The organism is Bradyrhizobium sp. UNPA324 (assembly GCF_006658635.1).
GTDB lineage: Bacteria > Pseudomonadota > Alphaproteobacteria > Rhizobiales > Xanthobacteraceae > Bradyrhizobium > Bradyrhizobium nanningense.
Genome location: NZ_LFJD01000004.1, coordinates 2398038 through 2418891, shown reverse-complemented (window position 1 = coordinate 2418891; position 20854 = coordinate 2398038). Strand labels below are relative to the sequence as shown.

19 protein-coding genes and 1 pseudogene are annotated in these 20854 nt (G+C 65.4%); 11 read left to right on the top strand and 9 right to left on the bottom strand.

The genetic code is table 11. From position 1 onward, the window contains the following. Positions 1 to 40 precede the first annotated feature (40 nt). Both polA and UNPA324_RS11805 read left to right on the top strand, forming a co-directional pair. The gene (gene polA, locus UNPA324_RS11810) at positions 41 to 3130 is read left to right on the top strand and encodes a DNA polymerase I (protein WP_141934734.1); all 3090 of its coding nucleotides are present in this window, start codon (positions 41 to 43) and stop codon (positions 3128 to 3130) included. A gap of 147 nt (positions 3131 to 3277) precedes the next feature. Beyond that, complete coding sequence (locus tag UNPA324_RS11805) at positions 3278 to 3913, top strand: LysE family translocator (RefSeq protein WP_128922995.1); 636 nt, start codon at positions 3278 to 3280, stop codon at positions 3911 to 3913. A 120-nt stretch (positions 3914 to 4033) separates the two neighbouring features. Here the strand turns inward: UNPA324_RS11805 and UNPA324_RS11800 are convergent, their stop codons facing one another. Further along, positions 4034 to 4660, bottom strand: a complete 627-nt coding sequence (locus UNPA324_RS11800) for a glutathione S-transferase family protein (RefSeq protein WP_128922994.1) — start codon at positions 4658 to 4660, stop codon at positions 4034 to 4036. Between the two features lie 184 nt (positions 4661 to 4844). Between UNPA324_RS11800 and pyrE the strand changes: the two genes are divergently transcribed. Both pyrE and UNPA324_RS11790 read left to right on the top strand, forming a co-directional pair. Continuing rightward, positions 4845 to 5408, top strand: coding sequence for an orotate phosphoribosyltransferase (gene pyrE, locus UNPA324_RS11795; RefSeq protein ID WP_018320808.1), 564 nt, complete (start codon positions 4845 to 4847; stop codon positions 5406 to 5408). Between the two features lie 307 nt (positions 5409 to 5715). Beyond that, positions 5716 to 6495 (top strand): DUF2865 domain-containing protein, encoded by a 780-nt coding sequence (locus tag UNPA324_RS11790; protein WP_164936698.1) that lies wholly within the window; start codon positions 5716 to 5718, stop codon positions 6493 to 6495. A 123-nt stretch (positions 6496 to 6618) separates the two neighbouring features. Here the strand turns inward: UNPA324_RS11790 and UNPA324_RS11785 are convergent, their stop codons facing one another. From UNPA324_RS11785 to UNPA324_RS11760, 6 genes are all read right to left on the bottom strand, one after another. Continuing rightward, entirely contained in the window at positions 6619 to 7050 is a 432-nt protein-coding gene (locus UNPA324_RS11785; protein WP_128922993.1) for a hypothetical protein, read from the bottom strand. Between the two features lie 300 nt (positions 7051 to 7350). Next, the gene (pdeM, locus tag UNPA324_RS11780; protein ID WP_164936697.1) at positions 7351 to 8022 is read right to left on the bottom strand and encodes a ligase-associated DNA damage response endonuclease PdeM; all 672 of its coding nucleotides are present in this window, start codon (positions 8020 to 8022) and stop codon (positions 7351 to 7353) included. 53 nt (positions 8023 to 8075) lie between these two features. Further along, positions 8076 to 10664 (bottom strand): ligase-associated DNA damage response DEXH box helicase, encoded by a 2589-nt coding sequence (locus UNPA324_RS11775; protein ID WP_128922991.1) that lies wholly within the window; start codon positions 10662 to 10664, stop codon positions 8076 to 8078. Between the two features lie 263 nt (positions 10665 to 10927). Then, positions 10928 to 11329 (bottom strand): nuclear transport factor 2 family protein, encoded by a 402-nt coding sequence (locus UNPA324_RS11770; RefSeq protein WP_141934733.1) that lies wholly within the window; start codon positions 11327 to 11329, stop codon positions 10928 to 10930. A gap of 152 nt (positions 11330 to 11481) precedes the next feature. After that, positions 11482 to 11832 (bottom strand): RidA family protein, encoded by a 351-nt coding sequence (locus tag UNPA324_RS11765; RefSeq protein WP_128922989.1) that lies wholly within the window; start codon positions 11830 to 11832, stop codon positions 11482 to 11484. Between the two features lie 166 nt (positions 11833 to 11998). Further along, a complete protein-coding gene (locus UNPA324_RS11760) occupies positions 11999 to 13657 on the bottom strand; it encodes an FAD-binding dehydrogenase (protein WP_128922988.1) in 1659 nt (552 codons plus the stop codon). Positions 13658 to 13923: 266 nt separating this feature from the next. Between UNPA324_RS11760 and UNPA324_RS11755 the strand changes: the two genes are divergently transcribed. From UNPA324_RS11755 to UNPA324_RS11735, 5 genes are all read left to right on the top strand, one after another. After that, positions 13924 to 14445, top strand: coding sequence for a hypothetical protein (locus UNPA324_RS11755; RefSeq protein WP_164936696.1), 522 nt, complete (start codon positions 13924 to 13926; stop codon positions 14443 to 14445). Positions 14446 to 14570: 125 nt separating this feature from the next. Then, a complete protein-coding gene (locus tag UNPA324_RS11750; RefSeq protein ID WP_128922986.1) occupies positions 14571 to 14765 on the top strand; it encodes a hypothetical protein in 195 nt (64 codons plus the stop codon). 24 nt (positions 14766 to 14789) lie between these two features. Beyond that, positions 14790 to 15380, top strand: coding sequence for an SCO family protein (locus UNPA324_RS11745; protein WP_141934731.1), 591 nt, complete (start codon positions 14790 to 14792; stop codon positions 15378 to 15380). Positions 15381 to 15532: 152 nt separating this feature from the next. Continuing rightward, complete coding sequence (locus UNPA324_RS11740; protein ID WP_128922984.1) at positions 15533 to 16468, top strand: ABC transporter substrate-binding protein; 936 nt, start codon at positions 15533 to 15535, stop codon at positions 16466 to 16468. 186 nt (positions 16469 to 16654) lie between these two features. Further along, complete coding sequence (locus UNPA324_RS11735; RefSeq protein WP_141934730.1) at positions 16655 to 18298, top strand: lysine--tRNA ligase; 1644 nt, start codon at positions 16655 to 16657, stop codon at positions 18296 to 18298. A 177-nt stretch (positions 18299 to 18475) separates the two neighbouring features. Here UNPA324_RS11735 and UNPA324_RS11730 read toward each other — a convergent pair whose 3' ends face one another. Both UNPA324_RS11730 and UNPA324_RS11725 read right to left on the bottom strand, forming a co-directional pair. Then, positions 18476 to 19228 carry a carbonic anhydrase gene (locus UNPA324_RS11730; RefSeq protein WP_128922982.1) on the bottom strand — a complete coding sequence of 251 codons (753 nt, stop codon included), beginning with the start codon at positions 19226 to 19228 and terminating at the stop codon, positions 18476 to 18478. 133 nt (positions 19229 to 19361) lie between these two features. After that, the gene (locus UNPA324_RS11725) at positions 19362 to 20018 is read right to left on the bottom strand and encodes a S24 family peptidase (RefSeq protein ID WP_128922981.1); all 657 of its coding nucleotides are present in this window, start codon (positions 20016 to 20018) and stop codon (positions 19362 to 19364) included. A 294-nt stretch (positions 20019 to 20312) separates the two neighbouring features. On the opposite strand from UNPA324_RS11725, the gene UNPA324_RS11715 reads away from it, so the two are divergent. Beyond that, complete coding sequence (locus tag UNPA324_RS11715) at positions 20313 to 20657, top strand: DUF952 domain-containing protein (RefSeq protein ID WP_128922979.1); 345 nt, start codon at positions 20313 to 20315, stop codon at positions 20655 to 20657. Then, a pseudogene (locus UNPA324_RS11710) lies at positions 20654 to 20854 on the top strand (quinone-dependent dihydroorotate dehydrogenase); the annotation flags it as partial. The gene UNPA324_RS11715 and the pseudogene UNPA324_RS11710, both read left to right, overlap by 4 nt.

Sequence of the window (20854 nt, the reverse complement as noted above, 5' to 3'; positions counted from 1 at the left end):
CAAGGCTGTCAAAGCCCGCAAAAATTCATACATTGCGGCCATGCCCAAAACCTCTCCGAAGACCACCGCCAAAGCCGACACCAAGGCCGCGTCCAAAGCCGCCGACAACAAGCCTGCTGCCAAGGCAACCGCCGCGCCAGCTGCTGCCAAACCGGTTGCAGCGAAGGCCGCCGGCAAGGGCGACCACGTGTTCCTGGTCGACGGTTCCTCCTACATCTTCCGCGCCTATCACGCGCTGCCGCCGCTGAACCGCAAGTCCGACGGGCTGCAGGTCAACGCCGTGCTCGGCTTCTGCAACATGCTGTGGAAGCTGCTGCGCGACATGCCGGAAGACAACCGTCCGACGCATCTCGCCATCATCTTCGACAAGTCGGAGATCACCTTCCGCAACAAGATCTATCCCGAATACAAGGCACACCGGCCGCCGGCGCCTGACGACCTGATTCCGCAATTCGCCCTGATCCGCGAGGCGGTGCGCGCCTTCGACCTGCCCTGCCTGGAACAGACCGGCTTCGAGGCCGACGACCTCATCGCGACCTATGTGCGGCAGGCCTGCGAGCGCGGCGCGAGCGCGACGATCGTGTCGTCGGACAAGGACCTGATGCAGCTCGTGACCGATTGCGTCACCATGTACGACACCATGAAGGATCGCCGCATCGGCATCCCCGAAGTGATCGAGAAGTTCGGCGTGCCGCCGAACAAGGTCGTCGAGGTGCAGGCGCTGGCCGGCGATTCCACCGACAACGTGCCCGGCGTGCCCGGTATCGGCGTCAAGACCGCGGCGCAGCTGATCACCGAATATGGCGACCTCGACCAATTGCTGTTCCGTGCCGGCGAGATCAAGCAGCCCAAGCGGCGCGAGGCGCTGCTGGAGAACGCGGACAAGGCGCGGATCTCGCGCAAGCTCGTGCTGCTCGACGACAAGGTGGAGCTGGACGTACCGCTCGACGACCTCGCCGTCCACGAGCCGGACCCGCGCAAGCTGATCGCCTTCCTGAAGGCGATGGAGTTCACCACGCTGACGCGGCGCGTGGCCGAATATTCGCAGATCGATCCGGCCAATGTCGATGCCGACCCCGGCTATGCCCGCGGCGCCAGCGTGTTCACGCCGCTGCCAGCGTCGGACGTCGTGCCCGCACCGGGGACCGGCGCATCGGCGCAAGCCGCACCTGGCCAGCCCAACAAGTCAGCTGGCAAGGAGGACAAGGCTGCGAGCCCGAAAGGCGCGCCGATCTCGCTCGCCGCCGCGCGTGAAGAGGCGCTGCGCAAGCTTCCGGTCGACCGCAGCAAGTATCAGGCGATCAAGACGCTGAGGGAACTCAACGCCTTCGTCGCGCGCATCCATGATGCCGGTCATGTCGCGATCGAGACGAGAGCGAATTCGATCGACCCGATGCAGGCCGATTTCTGCGGCATTGCGCTGGCGCTGGCGCCGAACGATGCCTGCTACGTGCCGCTGGCGCACAAGCAGTCTGGCAGCGGCGCCGGCCTGTTCGACACGGGCCTCGCGCCCGATCAGGTCAAGCACGCGGATGCCATCGAGGCGCTGCGACCGGTGCTGGAATCGGCCGGAATCCTCAAGATCGGCTTCGACGTCAAGTTCACCGCCGTCATGCTGGCGCAGCACGGCGTCACCTTGCGCAACATCGACGATGCGCTCCTGATCTCCTACGTGCTCGATGCCGGCCGCGGCTCCCATGCGCTGGAGCAGCTCGCCGAGCGCTGGTTCGGGCATGCCATGATGAAGGAGGGCGAGCTGCTCGGCAGCGGCAAGGGCAAGATCACCTTCGACCAGGTGCCGATCGACGAGGCCGCCGCGCTGTCGGCCGAAGGCGCCGACGTCGCCTTGCGGCTCTGGCGCGTGCTGAAGCCGCGCCTCGTCGCCGAGCACATGACCACCGTCTACGAAACGCTGGAGCGGCCGCTGGTGTCGGTGCTCGCGCGCATGGAGCGGCGCGGCATCTCGATCGACCGCCAGGTGCTGTCGCGGCTGTCCGGCGACTTCGCCCAGACCGCAGCGCGCGTCGAGGCCGAGATCCAGGAGATCGCGGGCGAGCCGGTCAATGTCGGCAGCCCCAAGCAGATCGGCGACATCCTGTTCGGCAAGATGGGACTATCAGGCGGCACCAAGACCAAGACCGGCGCGTGGTCGACCACCGCGCAGGTGCTGGACGAGCTCGCCGAACAGGGCCACGACTTCCCGAAGAAGATTCTGGAGTGGCGCCAGGTCTCGAAACTGAAATCGACCTACACCGACGCGCTGCCGACCTATGTCAACCCGCAGACCCATCGCGTGCACACCACCTACGCGCTGGCGGCGACCACGACGGGCCGGCTGTCCTCGAACGAGCCGAACTTGCAGAACATCCCGGTGCGCACCGAGGACGGCCGGAAGATCCGCCGCGCCTTCATCGCCACGCCCGGGCACAAGCTAGTCTCCGCCGACTATTCGCAGATCGAGCTCAGGCTGCTCGCCGAGATCGCCGACATTCCCGTGCTGAAGCAGGCCTTCCGCGACGCCCTCGACATTCACGCGATGACTGCCTCCGAAATGTTCGGCGTGCCGATCAAGGGCATGCCGAGCGAGATCCGCCGTCGCGCCAAGGCGATCAATTTCGGCATCATCTACGGCATCTCGGCCTTCGGCCTCGCCAACCAGCTCGGCATCGCCCGCGAGGAAGCCTCGGCCTACATCAAGAAATATTTCGAGCGCTTCCCCGGCATCCGCGCCTACATGGACGAGACGCGCGACTTCTGCCGCAGCCACGGCTACGTCACCACGCTGTTCGGCCGCAAATGCCACTACCCCGACATCAAGGCCTCCAACGCCTCGGTGCGCGCCTTCAACGAGCGCGCCGCGATCAACGCGCGCCTGCAGGGCACTGCCGCCGACATCATCCGCCGCGCCATGACGCGGGTGGAGGATGCGCTCGCCGCAAAGAAGCTGTCGGCGCAGATGCTGCTGCAGGTGCACGACGAATTGATCTTCGAGGTGCCGGACGCCGAGGTCGAGGCGACGCTGCCGGTCGTGCAGCACGTCATGCAGGACGCGCCGTTCCCGGCGGTCCTGCTATCGGTGCCGCTGCACGTGGATGCGCGCGCGGCGAACAATTGGGACGAGGCGCACTGAGCTCTTCTTTACCTCTCCCCGTAAGAACGGGGCGAGGGAGCGCACCGAATGCGCGGCGAGATACTGAATTGTCCTCCGAGCAATTGCGCGATGGCTCCGCGAGGTCCCGCATATTAGAACCGCGGCATCTCCCGCAGCGGTCACCCCATGCCTCACACCTCCGCCCTGCTCGGCTTCGCCCTCGTCTGCCTCGGCCTCGTGCTCACGCCTGGGCCGAACATGATCTATCTGATCTCGCGCTCGATCACGCAGGGGCCGGCGGCGGGCATCGTCTCGCTCGGCGGCGTCGCGCTCGGCTTCGTGTTCTACATGCTGTGCGCGGCGTTCGGCATCACGGCGCTGCTGCTCGCCATTCCCTTTGCCTATGACGCGCTGCGCTTTGCCGGCGCCGGCTATCTGCTCTGGCTCGCCTGGCAGGCGGTGAAGCCGGGGGGGCGCTCGCCGTTCCAGGTCAGAAAGCTCGCCATCGACAGCCCGCGCAAATTGTTCGCGATGGGCTTCGTCACCAACCTGCTCAATCCGAAGATCGCGATGCTCTATCTGGCGCTGCTGCCGCAGTTCATCGATCCCGCCACGGGCAGCGTGCTGACGCAGTCGGTGGCGCTCGGGGCGATCCAGATCGCGATCAGCGTCAGCGTCAACGCGATGATCGCGCTGGCCGCCGGATCAATCGCGCTGTTCCTGGCGAACCGGCCGAGCTGGATGCTGGTGCAGCGCTGGCTGATGGGCACCGTGCTGGCCGGGCTCGCGGTGCGGATGGCGGTTGAAGCGAAGAAGGTGTGAGGCACACTGTCATGCCCCGGCTTGACCGGGGCATCCAGTACGCCGCAGCCTCTCGGCTGAATCACCGCCGTCTCTGGAATACTAGGTCGCCCGGTCAAGCCGGGCGACGACAGCGTCAGCTCAATCCAGCTTCGCCTCCATGCCCCGCTTCACCGCCGGACGAGCCATCAGGGCCTCATACCAGCGCTTGACGTTGGGGAAGTCGGCCAGATCAACCTTGTGGCGAGGGTGGCGCCAGGCCCAGCCCAGGATGGCAAAATCGGCAATCGAGAGGTCGCCGGCGACGAAGTCGTGGTCCGCCAGTCGGCGGTCGAGCACGCCGTAGAGCCGGCGCGTCTCCGCCATGTAGCGCTTCAGGCCGTAGGCGCGGTCCTGCTCGTTCTCGAGTGCGATAAAATGATGCACCTGGCCGGGCATCGGGCCGAAGCCGCCCATCTGCCACATCAGCCATTCGTAGACGGGGATACGCGCGGAAAGCGATTTCGGCAGGAATTTGCCGGACTTTTCACCGAGATAGAGCAGGATCGCGCCGGATTCGAAGATGCTGATTGGCTTGCCGTCCGGACCTTCGGCGTCGACGATGGCGGGGATCTTGTTGTTCGGGGACAGCTTCAGGAACTCGGGCGCCATCTGCTCGCCCTTGGTGATGTTCACCGGGATCACCGTGTAGGGCAGCCCCATCTCCTCAAGCGCGACCGAGATCTTGCGGCCGTTCGGCGTGTTCCAGGTGTGCAGCTCGATGGTCATTCCCATTTCCTTCCCGAGGAGGCGTCGCGCCCGATCTGAGCTCTCAACTACTCCAGATGGTTGCGGCCCCACAACCGGCGGCCCGGGATGGCCGATCCCTGTTGACGAGGGACGCTCCCTCTGGAATGTCGCAGCCGTCGCGGATAAATTCCGCCTCCTCCAAAAAGCTGTTCGAGGGACCGCCGTGTCGAAATCCGCCTCCCGCGCCCGCCTGTTCGAAATCATCCGCCGGCGCTCATTCGGCCGCGGCGAGGTGACGCTCGCGTCGGGCCGCAAGAGCGATTTCTACTTCAACCTCAAGCCGACCATGCTCGACCCTGAGGGGGCGACCCTGCTCGCCGAGCTCACTTACGAGGCGTTGAAGGACGACAATCTCGATTTCATCGGCGGCCTCGAGATGGGCGCGGTGCCGCTCGCCGGGGCGCTGGCGCAGATCTCCTGGATCAAGGGCCATCCGATCGCGGCGTTCTTCGTACGCAAGAAGCCGAAAGAGCACGGCGCGAAGCTCGCGATCGAGGGCCTGCCAAAGGGCGAGACGCTGGCAGGCAAGCGCGTCGTGATCGTCGAGGACGTCACCACGACAGGTGGCTCGGCGATGAAGGCGGTGGAATCCGTGCGCGAGACCGGCGCCGAGGTGGTGCTGGTGCTGACCATGGTCGACCGCGAGGAAGGCGCCACCGACACGTTCGGCGCGGCCGGCCTGCCGTTCCGCTCGCTGTACAAGGCCTCGGAGTTCTTGAAGGCTTAGAGCTCTCGTGTCCCGGGCGCGGCGCAGCGTTCCGGCGATGCGCAGCATCGTCCGGTACGGTGCGACGCTGAACCGGGACCCAGCTTGCTCACCATCGGCAGGGGCCCCGGCTCTGCAGCGCACCGCTGAAGGAGCGCGGCGCTGCGTCCGGGGCACGAGACCAACTCTCCCTCAACCGCTCATTTACCATCGCGCTCTATGGTGAATCATGTGCTGAGATCCCCTGGGGTCCCGGTCGGTTTGATAGCGTCGGGTGGAGTGAGCGTTGCGTACAGTCCTGTCCCATGCGCGCCGGCGGCGTCGCGCGATGCTTGTGGCCGCCACGCTTGCGGCACCGCTGCTCGCGGCTCCAGCCCCGGTTTCGGCCGAAGGCCTGTTCGACTTCTTCTTCGGCGGCATGCAGCAGCAGCGTCCGCAGCGCGAGGTGCCGCAGCAGGCGAGCTCCTACGCCGATCCCTTCACCGGGCAACAGAACGCCGCAACCCCGCAATATGTGCCACCGACCCGCGCGGCAGCGGCCGGCGGCTCCGGCCCGGCCTTCTGCGTGCGCAGTTGCGACGGCAAATATTTTCCGCTGATGCGCGGCCTCGCCTCGCCCGCGCAGATGTGTCAGGCGTTCTGTCCCGCCACCGCGACCAAGGTCTATTTCGGCTCCTCGATCGACGGTGCCGCCTCACAGACCGGCGAGCGCTACGCCGACAGCGAGAACGCGTTCGCCTACCGCAAGGCGTTGCGCGCCGATTGCACCTGCAACGGCCGCGAGCCGGTCGGCCTTGCTCCGGTCGATCTCGCACTGGACTCCTCGCTGAAGGCCGGCGACGTGATTGCCACCACTGACGGCCTTGTCGCCTATACCGGCATCCGCGTCGGCAACGATCAGGCGGCGGACTTCACCCCGGTCGCCTCCTATCCCGGCCTCACCGCCCAGGTCCGCGCCCGCCTCGGCGAAATGAAGGTGGCGCCGGTGCGGGCAGAGACGGTATCGGCGGACACGCCTGCTGCGGAGATCGTGCGTGAGACGCTGCCCAATGTGACGGCGCCAAAGACGACGGCGCAGAAATCGGCGAAGCGGGCGGGGCTGGAGTAGCTCTCGTGTCCCGGACGGCGGCGCAGCGCGAAGCGATGCGACGCTGAGCCGGGACTCAGCTCTTCTGGGCCCCGGCTCTGCAGCGCACCGCTGGCGCGATGCGCTTTGTCCGGGGCACGGCGATCACCTTCCGATGATCACCCCGATCACGTTCGGCGCCGCCAGATATTTCTCCTCGATCGCCGCGCGCGCAGCGGCGCGGTTCTCCGGCGTCAAGAGGCCGCGCTTCTCGGCCAGGATCATCCAGCAAAAACCCCACCAGTCGGTCAGCATGCCCTGATCGCCAACGAGGTCATAGCCCTGCTCGGCCGCGAAGATGCGCGCCTGCGCTTCGTCCAGCGTGTCGAGAAACAGATGATCCTCGACCGAGAACAGATCGTCGCTGACGTCATCGATGGTGTAGCCCCAGATCGACTGGCACACCGCGTTGAACTCGCGGTCGAACTGGTCGTCGTCGATCCTCTGGCGCCGCGCCGCCTGATGCAGCCGCGACAGCGAGCGCGCGAAATCGGCGATCCGGGTGAGGGCAAATTGATCGAAGGCGATGGTGGACATCTAGTCCTCGCAAAGTCTGACAGACGCTAGATATTGTGTCGGCATTGCGCCGAATCACAATGATATATCAAAGACTTGCTAAAGTGTTCTTAATTTGTTCCGGACTCGACAAGGATCGCCGCTAAGCTCGTCTCGGATCGCGGAATCGAAAGGGGCCGCCTCGCAGCGACCCCTTGCCGGTTACAATCTTGTTCGGGATCAGAAATTCCAGCCCCGGCAAGCGTCACGCTAGAGCCGGCAACAGACTTGGGCGATTCCGGAAAACTACCGAACGCAGTGCTGTCCTAATTTCCGCGGGGCTCAATAGCAGCGCGAGGCCGCAATGGCGTGGACGCGGCGGTCGCCGAGCAGATGGGCGACGAAGCCATTGGCCGGAAAGATCTTTGCGAATGCCGCGTCGCGGATGCTGAGGCCGCCGGCATAGGCGCCGAACGCCGGCATCACCGCGCGCATCCCATCGGAGGCGAAGCAGCGGCGCTCCATCGAACGGCCGCGCGCGGAGACGCGCGCTTTGGGATGGAGATGGCCGGCGATCTCGCCGTGTGCACCGGTCGGCTCGTGACGGAAGGTGATCGGGCCGATCGCGACCTCGCCCGTGACGGTGCCGCCAAGATCGCGCGGCAGCGCCGGATCGTGGTTGCCGGAGATCCAGATCCAGTCGCGCCCGGTCTGCAGCGCGGCGACGGCATCGCGATCCTCTGCGGACAACCGCTCATGCGCGCTACGATCGTGAAAACTGTCGCCGAGCGCGATGACAATGCGCGGGTCATGGCGGGCGATCACCGCAGCGAGACGGCTCAGCGTCGCAGCGGTATCGTAAGGCGGCAGCAGCACGCCGCGCATGGCGAAGCTGGAGCCTTTCTCCAGATGCAGGTCGGAGACGACGAGCAGGCGCTGCTCGTCCCAGAACAGCGCGCCGGACAGATCGGCGGCGAAAGTCACATCGCTGATAGTGACGGTGGACACGCGCATGTCGTCGACATCCCCCGAAACCTGCGCCCCTGCCCTCACGTCGAAACCTGCTTCTATCCCATCGCCTCTTTGACGAGCTCATCGGCGGCTTCGGCCAAGAGCTCGTCTGCAGCTTCGCCATAAACTGACTCGCGGCCGATTTCCAGCATGACGGGGACGGCGAGCGGCGAAACGCGGTCGAGTTCCCGGAGCGTGATGCGCCCCTGGATGCGCATCAGCATGTCGCTGAGGCGGCGCAGATCGAGCAGGCCGGTGGCGGCATCGGCGCGCGCGGCGCGCAGCAGGACGTGATCGGCCTGGTGCTTGCGTAGCACGTCATAGACGAGATCGGTCGAGAACAGCACCTGGCGGCGACTCTTCTCTTCGCCGGTGTGGCGACGCGCGATCAGGCCGGAGATGATCGCGCAATTGCGGAAGGTGCGCTTCATCAAAGCCGATTCGGCGAGCCAGGCTTCGAGATCGTCGCCGAGCATATCGGGGTCAAACAGCGCGTCGAGGTCGATGCGGCCGTCGCGGATCATGACGGACATGTCGCCGAGCGCCCAGACCGCGATTGCGTATTCGTTGGCGACGAAGCCGAGCGGCCGGGCGCGGGCGCGCTCCAGGCGGCGCGTCAGCAGCATGCCGAGAGTCTGGTGCGCGAGGCGGCCTTCGAACGGATAGCAGACCAGATAATGCTTGTTGGCGCGCGGAAAGCTCTCGACCAGAAGCTCGCGCACCGCCGGCACGCGCGAGACGTCCTTTTGCAGCGACAGCCAGTCGCGCACCTGCTCCGGCAAGCCGCCCCACGCGCGGCCGTCATCGAGCAGGCGGCGCACGCGCTCGGCGAGATAGGTCGAGAGCGGAAACTTGCCGCCCATATAGGACGGCACCTTCGGGTCCTTGTCATGGGCCCGCGAGACGTAGACCTGATCCTCGACCAGGGTCTCGTAGCGCACCACTTCGCCCGAGAACACGAACGTATCACCGGGGCTCAAGCCCTCGATGAAGGCTTCCTCGATCTCGCCGAGCAGCCGGCCGCCGCGCGCAATCACGCCGGTCGATCCGCCTGCTTTTCCTGCACCGCCGGCGCGCGAGCGCACCAGCCGTACCTTTAGCATGTCGTCCTCGACGATGGTGCCGACATTCATCCGGTAGCTCTGCCGCACCTTGGGATTGGCGACGCGCCAGCGCCCTTCCTTGTCCTGCTTGATGCGGGCGAAGCGCTCATAGGTCTTCAGCGCGTAGCCGCCGGAGGCGACGAAATCGACGACGTCGTCGAAATCCTGCCGCGACAGATCGGCGTAAGGCGCGGCGGTGCGAACCTCGGCATAGAGTTCATCGGAGAGGAACGGCTCGCCGCAGGCACAGCCCAGCACATGCTGGGCCAATACGTCGAGCGCCCCCGTGCGCAAGGGCGGCGTGTCCTGCGCGTTCTCGGCGATGGCGTCGATGGCGACGCGGCACTCCAGCACTTCGAAACGGTTGGCTGGCACCAGTACCGCGCGCGAGGCCTCGTCGAGACGGTGATTGGCGCGGCCGATCCGCTGCATCAGGCGCGAGGAGCCCTTGGGCGCGCCGATATTGACGACGAGATCGACATCGCCCCAGTCGACGCCGAGGTCGAGCGAGGAGGTGCAGACCACGCCGCGCAGCCTGCCCGCCGACATCGCGTCTTCGACCTTGCGACGCTGGGCGACGTCGAGCGAGCCGTGATGCAGCGCGATGGCGAGGCCGTCGTCGTTCATGCTCCAGAGATTCTGGAACAGCATCTCGGCCTGACTGCGGGTGTTGACGAAGATCAGCGTGGTCTTGTTCGCCTTGATCAGCTCGTAGATCTCAGGGAGCGCGTGGCGCGCGCTGTGGCCGGCCCAGGGCAGGCGCTCGCGCGTGTCGAGCATCTCGACCTCGGGCGGCGCGGCACCGCCGGCGACGACGATATCGGCGGCTCGCTCCTGGCCGCCAGGCTGCGGCACCAGGAAGCGCGCGAGCTGCTCCGGCTCGGCCACGGTTGCCGACAGGCCGATCGCGCGCAGCTGTGGCGCCAGCCGCCACAGCCGCGCGAGCCCAAGCGAGAGCAGATCGCCGCGCTTGGACGTCACCAGCGCATGCAATTCGTCCAGCACGATGCGCTTCAAGGAGGAAAACAGAAACGGCGCGTCGTCGGAGGACAGCAGCAGCGCAAGCTGCTCGGGCGTCGTCAGCAACACGTCCGGCGGATAGCGGCGCTGCCGCTGGCGCCGTGACACCGGCGTGTCGCCGGTGCGGGTTTCGACCTTGATCGGCAGCGCCATCTCCGCGATCGGCCGCTCCAGGTTGCGCGCGATGTCGACCGCCAGCGCCTTGAGCGGCGAGATGTAGAGCGTGTGCAGGCCGCCGGAACGTTGCACGCTGCGGCCGGTGGAGACGAGGCTTTGCTTCGCACCCGCCTTCCGTTCGGCCGCCTCGGTCGACAGCTCCACCAGGGTCGGCAGAAATCCCGCCAGCGTCTTGCCGGCGCCGGTCGGTGCGATCAGCAGGGCGCTAGCGTCCTCACGCGCCTTCTCCAGCAGCGCCAATTGATGCGCGCGCGGCGACCAACCCCGGGCCACGAACCATTGCTGGAAGCGGCTTGGCAGCAGCGTGGTCGGCTCGACCGATGTTTGGAGGGTACGGGGCGGCACAACATGACAGGTAAGCCGTAGGGATGGCTTCGTCGAGGGGGCCTGCCCTCCCGGCCCGCACGAGGAGGGTTATCGCATATGAAGACTATCTCTGCGGCCATCCTTCGAGACGCCCGCCTTCGGCGGGCCCTCAGGATGAGGACGGAGTGTGCGGCACCAGTTTCAACAGTCCGCGATGCCGCTGAGCCTCATCCTGAGGAGACCGCGAAGCGGCCGTCTCGAAGGACGAGGCGCGCGCTCCGGAGCCGCTGAGACCATATGCGTCACCCTCCCCGCCTGCGCAACGAAGGTCCGCAGTCTTCTGCCCCGGCCGGCACCTGATCGAGGAATCCGGTCACGCTTCTGATGCGGCCGTCCTTCAGCACGGCGAAATCAGTGCCCTTGATCGGGCTATCGGCGCCGTCGGGACCGAGTCCCCAGGAAAAGCGGATGTGGTCGCCGAAGCCGTTGGGCTCGCCGATCAGGCGGAATTTGAAATCGGGAAAGCGCTGCTGCACGCCGGCGACCAGCGCCTCGATGCCGTCGCGGCCGTCGCCCTTCATCAAGGGATCGACATAGCTCGCATCATTCGTCCAGTTTTCGCTGAGCAGCTCGCGGCGTCGGGCGGCGGTGCGCTCGTTCCAGAGCTCGATGTAGCGGCGGGCGATGGTGACGGGGTCGGTCATGGTGCTCTCCTTCGATGGCGCCGTATTCGGCTCACCGTCACTATCGGAGGTTCACGCGCGTCGATCGATTACCTCGCAGGTCATCGCTGCGCAAAAAAAGAGCGCGATGATGTTGTCATCGCGCTCCGTTCGCATGGAATTGGTCGTGAAGACTACTTCGCCGCCGTCACCATGATCTCGACGGTGTATTGCGGCGCCGCCAGCTTGGCTTCGACCGTGGCGCGCGCCGGGGTATTGCCGGGCGACACCCAGGCGTCCCACACCGCATTCATCTCGCCGAAGGTCTTCATGTCGGTGATGTAGATCGTGGCCGAGAGCAGCTTCGACTTGTCGGTGCCGGCCTTGGCGAGATGACTGTCGATGGTCGCCAGGATGTCCTGGGTCTGCTTCGTCACGCTTTCGCCGGCGGCCTTGGTAGCGACGACGCCGGCGAGATAGACGGTGTTGCCGTGCACGACGACCTGGCTCATGCGCGGGCCGGTTTCAAAACGCTCAATGCTCATTGGGATCTCCTCACTGGAATGGCGGCCCTGTCTAGCCCAGCACCTTGCGCTCTGCCACCCCCGGTACGCATGCGTGGCCCGGCACGCATGCGTGGCCGAACGCGCATGCATGTCCAGTCAGATTTACATCCCGGTCGGGCGATGAGTGGCGCAGCGCGGGATGCGGTTAGACCACCGCCTTTGCGGCCGACCGGCCGGCGTTGCGGCCCGAGAACAGGCAGCCGCCGAGGAAGGTGCCTTCGAGCGAGCGATAGCCGTGCACGCCGCCGCCGCCGAAGCCGGCGGCTTCGCCGACCGCGTAGAGGCCGGGAATGACGCTGCCCTCGCCGCCGAACACGCGGGACTCCAGGTCGGTTTCGAAGCCGCCCAGCGTCTTGCGGGTGAGGATGTTGAGCTTGACCGCGATCAGCGGCCCCTGCGCGGGATCGAGGATCCGGTGTGGGGAGGCGGTGCGGATCAGCCTGTCGCCGATATAGCGGCGCGCATTGTGGATGTTCATCACCTGCGCATCCTTGACGTAAGGATTGGCGATCTCGCGGTCGCGCGCCTCGATCTGCGTCCTGATATGTTCGAGCTTGAGGAGGTCGCTGCCGGCAAGCTTGTTCATCTCCGCAACAAGATCCTCGATCTTGTCGCGGACGATGAAGTCGACGCCATGGCTTTTGAACGCCTCCACCGGCGCCGGCGCGCCCTTGTTGGTGGCGCGGCGCAAGGTCATGCGCCAGCTCTTGCCGGTCAGGTCAGGGTTCTGCTCCGAGCCCGACAGCGCAAACTCCTTCTTGATGATGCTCTGGGTCAGGATGAACCAGGAATAATCATAGCCCGTCGACATGATGTATTTGAGCTGGCCGAGCGTGTCGGAGCCGGGGAAGAGCGGCGCCGGCAGCCGCGTGCCTGTTGCGTCGAACCACATCGAGGAAGGGCCTGGCAGGATGCGGATGCCGTGTCGCGGCCAGATCGGTGACCAGTTCTGGATGCCCTCGACATAATGCCACATGCGGTCGCGGTTGATCAGCCGCGCGCCTGATGTCTCCGTGATGCCGATCATGCGGCCGTCGACATGATCGGGCACGCCGGAGATCATGAATTTCGGGGGCTCACCGAGCCGCTTAGGCCAGTTCTGCCGGACCAGTTCGTGATTGCCGCCGATGCCGCCGGACGCGACGATCACGGCCTGGGCCTTGAGCGCGAACTCGCCGATCACGTTGCGCGAAGAGCTCTTGCCGCGCTCGACGCTATCAGGCGCGAGGACGGCACCACTGACGCCATCCACCGTGCCGTTGGTGATCGAGAGCGCGTCGACGCGATGGCGGAACTTGAAGATCAAGCGGCCGCTCTTCATCGCCTCGCGCGCGCGGCGCTCGAACGGCTCGACGATACCGGGCCCGGTGCCCCAGGTGACGTGAAAGCGCGGTACCGAATTGCCGTGTCCCATCGCGTCGTAGCCGCCGCGCTCGGCCCAGCCGACCACGGGAAAGAAGCGATGGCCCATCGCCCGCAGCCAGGCGCGCTTCTCGCCGGCCGCGAATGCGACATAGGCCTCGGCCCATTGCCGCGGCCAGAAATCCTCGTCGCGGTCGAAGCCGGCGGCGCCGATCCAGTCCTGCATGGCGAGGTCGAAGCAATCCTTGATGCCGAGCCGGCGCTGCTCCGGCGAATCGACCAGGAACAATCCGCCGAACGACCAGAAGGCCTGGCCGCCGATCGACTGCTCGCCCTCCTGGTCGACCACGATCACGCGCTTGCCCGCGTCGGCAATCTCGGTGGCGGCCACGAGGCCCGACAGTCCCGCGCCGACGACGATGACGTCTGTTTCCTCAGCCATGCATGTCCCCCTCCATGAGTTCCCCCCCTGTAATTGCCCGGATTGAAGCCAGCGGTTGTAACTGAGATCAAGGGCATGGCGCGCAAGACATCGTTAACTTGTTCCAGTCTGGGATAAAGACCCCTCGAGTGCAGCGCGGACGCAACACTGGATTTGAATTTGTTTTGGGCCAGCCGGGCTGCCTAGACAAAACCTTGGTTACGACGGACGCTAGCCGTGCATCACCACCTGACACGCAGATTCGAATTCGACTGGGGCGGGGAACAATGAAGTTTCTGACGGGGTTGCTTGCGGCGGTTCTGTTGATCGCTGGCATGGGGGCTTCTCACGCGGTGGTTCGGATCGCGGATGACCGCGGTGGCCGGATTGGAACCTACGTCGACAGGTATCAGGACCTGCGTCAATCAGGCGAGACCGTCATCATCGACGGTCTGTGCGCCTCCGCCTGCACCATCGTCCTCGGCGCCATCCCGCATGACCGCATCTGCGTGACCTCGAGCGCGACGCTCGGCTTTCACGCCGCCTGGGATTTCGGCAGCAATGGCCGCGCCGTCACCAATCCCGAGGCGACCCAGATGCTCTATGCGATGTACCCCTCGCAGGTGAAGCGCTGGATCAGCCAGCGTGGCGGCCTCACCCCGCACATGTTGTTCCTGAAGGGCAAGCAACTCCAGACCATGTACAAGCCCTGCTACCTGGACGCGCAGGCTTCGACCATCAAGCCGTCCCGCCGGCCCCTCCCGCAAGGGGACCAGATCGAATCCGCCCGGGGCCAGCTCGCGCGCTGACATTCTCGGCCTGACTGGATCGTTCCGGCCCCCCTGCGGCTTGTCCGCAGGCGGGCCAAAGCTTATCTGAAGGTGTCCTATCTAGAAGGCTTGGGAACCGGGGCCTTTCGCCCTCGATCGTTGTCATGGCTCAACCACTGCACCCGACGCATCCGTTACAGGACAATTCGTCCACTGCCGGCCGGACGCCGCCCGTGCTGCTGTTGTCGGGCGCGGCGACCTGTGGATTGCTCGTGCTCGGCGCGCTGGCGCTGTGGTTCCACTACGGCACGCAGATGTTCTTCGAAATGATCAGGACCGGTTTCGCCGCCTGCTTCTGATTCGCGACAGGAAGTTTTCCGCTCATGAGCTCCGCCACCCGTCCGCTGGTGATCGCGACCGCCTTCGCCGCAAGCCTCGTTGTCGGGCTCCTGATCATGTTCTGGGCCATGGGCGGGGTCAGCAAGGTGGCACAACCGGCCGCGATCGGCGGCCCGTTCCAGCTCACCGACCAGAACGGCAAGGCCGTCACCGACAAGAGCCTCAAGGGCAAGCCGACCCTGATCTTCTTCGGCTACACCCATTGCCCAGACGTCTGCCCGACCTCGTTGTTCGAGATCTCGGAAGTGCTGCGCGCGATGGGCAAGGATGCCGACAAGGTCAATGCCATCTTCATCTCGGTCGATCCCGAGCGCGACACGCCGGCGACCATGAAGGAGTATCTGTCGAGCTTCGATCCGCACCTCGAGGGCCTGTCCGGCGATCCCGCCGTGACCGCCAAGGTCATCACCTCCTACCGGGTCTACGCCAAGAAGGTCCCGACCAAGGACGGCGACTACACCATGGACCACACCGCGCTGATCTACCTGATGGACCGCGACGGCCGCTTCGTCTCGCCGTTCAACCTGAAACGGACTCCGGAAGAAGCCGCGGCGGATTTGAAGAAGTATCTCTGAGAACTGGTCAACCTGCCGCGAACTCCGCTGCAACCTCCCCCGCTCACGGGGGAGGGAGCGTACCTTCGCCTTGGCCGCATTTCAGCTCGCGTTCCCGCCGGGATGGTCTATAACGCCCTCCGATCCCAACGAAATTCGTTCATTTCCGGCCGATGGCTCCATCGCATCAAGCGAAATCGATTAAATCTGCCCGTAGCTTGCTGACGGGGCTGGCTGTCGGCGCCTGCCTGCTCACGGGCCTGTCCGCCGCAAGCGCCCAGGCTCCCGCCAAACGGCCCCCGGCGGCGCCTCAGGCGACGCCGCAGGTCTCGCCCCAGGCCGCTCCACAGGCCGTGCCCGGCTTCTGGGACCCCAGGCGGCGGCCGGAACGGCCGGACCTGTCGCGCCTGACCGTGATCCGCTTCCTGACCGAGACCGACTATCCGCCGTTCAACTACACCGGCGCCGACGGCAACCCGGCCGGCTTCAACGTCGATCTCGCGCGCAGCCTGTGCGAGGAGATCAAGGTCACCTGCACGGTGCAGATGCGCCGCTTCGAGACGCTGGTCGACGCGCTCTCTTCCAACCGCGGCGATGCCATCATCGCCTCGATGGCGGTGAGCCCGCAACTGCGTGCCCGGGTCGACTTCACCGATCCCTATTATCGCGTGCCGGCGCGCTTCGCCTCGCGCAAGGACGCGGTGATGCCGGAGATCCGGCCGGAATATCTCGAGGGCAAGAAGGTTGGCGTCATCGGCGGCTCCGCGCACGAGGCGTATCTGAAGGCCATGTTCACCGACGCGGAGCTGCATGCCTATCCCAGTGACGAGGCGATGCGCGCCGCGTTGCGCAAGGGCGAGGTCGATTTCATCTTCGGCGACGCCATCTCGCTGGCGTTCTGGATCAACGGCACCGATTCCGGCGATTGCTGCGCCTTCTCCGGCGGCCCCTTCGTCGAGAGCCGTTTCTTCGGCGAAGGCATCGGCATCGCCGTGCGCAAGGGCAACGACGTGCTGCGCCAAGCCCTGAACTGGGCGCTGTTCCGCGTCTGGGAAAAAGGCCGCTACACCGACCTGTGGCTGCGCTATTTCTCGGTGAGCCCGTTTTAACGTCGTCGTCGCTCTCTCCGCCGTCATTGCGAGGAGCCCTTGCGACGAAGCAATCCAGACTGTCACCGCGGAAGCAGTCTGGATTGCTTCGCTTCGCTCGCAATGACGGTGCAAGAGGCAATACCGTCCACGAAATTGCATTCTGCCCGGAAATCGCTATTTTCCGCGGCCCGGAGGCCCTTCTCGATGTCCGTTATCGATCCCAGCATGAGCCCGAGCGATCTGCGTGCGCTCGCCGAACAATCCAACGCCTGGCCGTTCGAGCAGGCGAAGGCCATTGTCGCGCGGCTGAAGAAGAGCCCGAAGGACGAGGTGTTGTTCGAGACCGGCTACGGGCCGTCCGGCCTGCCGCATATCGGCACGTTCGGCGAGGTCGCGCGCACCTCGATGGTGCGCCATGCCTTCCGCGTGCTGACCGAGGACAAGATCAAGACGCGCCTGCTCGCCTTCTCCGACGACATGGACGGCTTCCGCAAGGTGCCGGACAACGTCCCCAACAAGGAGATGCTGGCGGAGCATCTCGGCAAGCCGCTGACGCGGGTGCCGGATCCGTTCTCCAACGAGTACCCCTCGTTCGGGCACCACAACAACGCACGCCTGCGCGCCTTCCTCGATCATTTCGGCTTCGACTACGAGTTCGCGAGCTCGACCGACTACTACACGTCAGGCCGCTTCGACGCGACGCTGCTCAAGATGCTAGCTGCCTACGACAAGGTGATGGACATCATCCTGCCAACGCTGGGCCCCGACCGACGCGCCACCTATTCGCCGTTCCTCCCCATCAGCAAGACGTCAGGCGTCGTGCTGCAGGTGCCGATGATCCGCCGCGACGTCGCGGCCGGCACGGTGACCTATGTCGACCCCGATACGAACGAGGAAGTCGAGACATCAGTCACCGGGGGCAACGTCAAGTGCCAGTGGAAGGCCGACTGGGCGATGCGCTGGGTCGCGCTCGGCGTCGACTACGAGATGGCCGGCAAGGATCTGATCGACTCCGTGAAGCTGTCCGGCGCGATCGCGAGAGCGCTCGGCGCCACGCCGCCGGAGGGTTTCAACTACGAGCTCTTCCTCGACGAGAAGGGCCAGAAGATCTCGAAGTCGAAGGGCAATGGCCTCACCATCGACGAATGGCTGCGCTACGCCTCGCCGGAATCGCTGTCACTGTTCATGTATCGCGAGCCGAAGGCGGCCAAGCGGCTGTATTTCGACGTCATCCCGCGCAACGTCGACGACTATCAGCAGTTCAGCGACGGTTTTGCCAAGCAGGACGGCAAGCAGCAGCTCGGCAATCCGGTCTGGCACATTCACAACGGCAAGCCGCCGAAGGGCGACATGCCCGTCACCTTCCAGCTGCTGCTGACGCTGGTGTCGTCGTCGAACGCGGAGAATGCCGAGACGCTGTGGGGCTTCATCGGCCGCTACCGCCCCGGCGTGTCGCCGCAGACGCATCCGAAGCTCGACGCGATGGTCGGCTATGCCATCAACTATTACCGCGACTTCGTGGCGCCGACGAAGCAGTTCCGCGTGCCGACGGACACCGAGCGTGCAGCGCTGCAGGATCTGCGCGATGCGCTCTCGCAGCTTGCGCCGGACGCCTCGGCCGAGGACATCCAGAACGTCGTCTACGAGATCGGCCGCCGCGAGCCGTTCCTCGACCAAGTCAAGAAGGGCAAGGACGGCCGCCCCGGCGTCACGCTGGACTGGTTCAACATGCTTTATCAGGTGCTGCTCGGCCAGGAGAAGGGCCCGCGCTTCGGCTCCTTCGTCGCGGTGTATGGCGTGCAGAACGCGGTGAACATGATCGACGGCGCGCTGGCGCGGAGTGCGTAAGGCTGCGACATTCTCCATCGTCGTCCCGGCGAACGCCGGGACCTAGAACCCCAGAGAGAGGTTAGGCGAAGATTCGTAGTTGCGCTTGAGTCGGGATGAAGACCGCCGCTCTTCGATAGATCACGCGGCATGGGTCCCGGCGTTCGCCGGGACGACAGTGTGGTGTGGAGCGCCACCTCAAATCGACCGCAGCACATACCGCCGGTTGTCCTTCTGCACCGGGCGCGCATTCATCGGGTAGAGCTTTGCGAACGCGGCGACGTCGGCGGCCGAAACCTGGATCGGGGTGGTCAACAGCAGCCATTCGACCACTTCCGAGCACGGCGGCGTCGTCAGCGAGCCGGGATAGCGGAAATAGCTGAGCTTCGAGGGCAGCAAAGCGTGCGGATCGATGCCGGCATCGGCCTTCACCGCCGGGCCTTCCGCCGCCGGCATGGTCTTGACGATCTTGCCGAAGGCCGGATTCGCCCTGCCCTCGGCCATCAGCACGCCGACCACGGCGAGCCCGCCGGCCTCGTTGCGATGGACGAAATGCGCCTCCATCGGAAAATTCTTGCCGCCGATCATGTGCTCGCTCGGCCGGTGGAAGTGCACCTGAAGCAGCTTGTACTTGACGTCGCCGAGCATCAACGTGCTGCCCTCGGCGAAGTTGAGCTGGATCGTGTGCCCGTTGTTGACGATGGTGTCGGCGCTCTTGCCCCAGTTCAGCTTCAGAACCGGCAATTGCGACTTGATCGTCCCCTCGATGTCGATCGGCGATTGCTGCAGGCCGACCGCGCAGGCCTTGTTGGCTGCGTCGAGATCGCCCCATTTGGCCGGACCACCGGCGCCTTCATAACTCCAATGCGCGCCTTCGGCGGCGAAAGCCGGCTTGCACAGCGGACAAAGCGCAAGACCGGCGAGAGCCTTCAATGCGTGACGGCGATTCATCATATTCCCCTAAGATAAAGCTGGAGCCGTAATATCGGCGGCAACCTATGCGAGAGGGCCGCTGAGTCGCAATGGCGATCGGGATGAAATGGGGCCCGCATGAATGCGGATCACGACGCCGTCAAGGTCACGGTCACTGGCTGGTCCACACGATCCGCGCGATCCACGCCACATCGCCTGCCGCCATCGTGCGCACGGCCTGCGACGCATCGAGCGGCTGCAGCTCCAGTGCCTTCGCGGCGCGGCGCCTCAGCGTTGCGATCGTCACCTCGCCCGTCTTGCTTCTCACCACCACGCGATCGCCCTTGCGGATCGGCGCGCCCGGCGAAACCAGCACGATGTCGCCGCCGCGGTAGACCGGGGCGAACGCATCGCCGGAAATCTCCAGCGCAAAGGTGTGGCCGTCCTCGGTGGCGGGAAGCGCGGTTGCGGTCCAGCCCTTTCCCGAGGGAAGGCCGGACTCGTCGAACGCGCCGCTCGCACTGGCCAGCGCAAAGTCGAGCATCGGGACCGAGCGCCCGTCGCCCGTGTCATCGTTGTCGATCAGCCTCGCAAAGCTTTCGATCGAGGAATCGGCGGCCGCCAGCGCCTTTGCGATCGATTCAGTCGAGGGCCAGCGCTCGCGGCCGTCCGAGGTGACGCGCTTGGACCTGTTGAAGGTGGTGGGATCGAGCCCGGCGCGCTTGGCAAGGCCGGACGGCGACAGACCGGCGCGCGCCGCCAGCCGATCCAGCGCGACCCAGATCTGGTCGTGCGTCAGCATCCTCTGCGCTTTGGCCTGTCTGACCATGGAAGGTCCAGCCCGTCGCAACCCAGGAAAATTGTCCTCAAATCAACCGGTTTTCTGTTTTTCGCGCAAGGGGCGATGGGAGAAGGCGTTTTCAAGCGAAGCGGGGACCGGTTCGCGACAAGAAAATGCGTCAAAACCGGAATTGAGAGCCCCGTTCCGATTTCATCGGAACGGAAATGGCTCTAAGTCTTGAGTTCGGCAGAGCCGGCCTTTACGGTCGCGCCGGGGTTTTGAAGACCCGCAACAGACGAAAAAACCCAAAAGACTCAAAGAGCAAACAGGACTGCGCAAGCGGTGGTCAAGATCTACAAAATCTGTCCGGCCTCGGCCTGGCGCGAGGCGGAACGGCAGGGTGTCTACCGCGGCAGCGCGGACGATGCGCGCGACGGTTTCATCCATTTCTCGACCGCCGCCCAGGTTCCCGAGACCTTGCGCAAGCACTATTTCGGGCAGCGTGCGCTGTTCCTGGTCGAGGTCGACGGCGACGCGCTCGGCAGCGAGCTGCGCTGGGAGCGCTCGCGCAATGAGGAGCTGTTTCCGCATCTCTATGGCGAGCTCGATCTCGGCGCCGTCATCGCGGTGATGAACCTCAACATCCGCTCCGACGGCGGCCACGACGTTCCGGAGCTTGCCCCGTGATCCGCGCTTTCGACGCCTTTTCGCTGCCGGTGCTGCGCTGGCTCGATCCGGAAGACGCGCATCGCCTGGCGATCCAGGGCCTGCGCTTCCTGCCGCCGGTCAAGCCGCGCGCGGACGATCCCAAGCTCGCGATGCGCGCCTTCGGGCTCAACTTTCCCAATCCGATCGGCATGGCCGCCGGCTTCGACAAGAGCGCG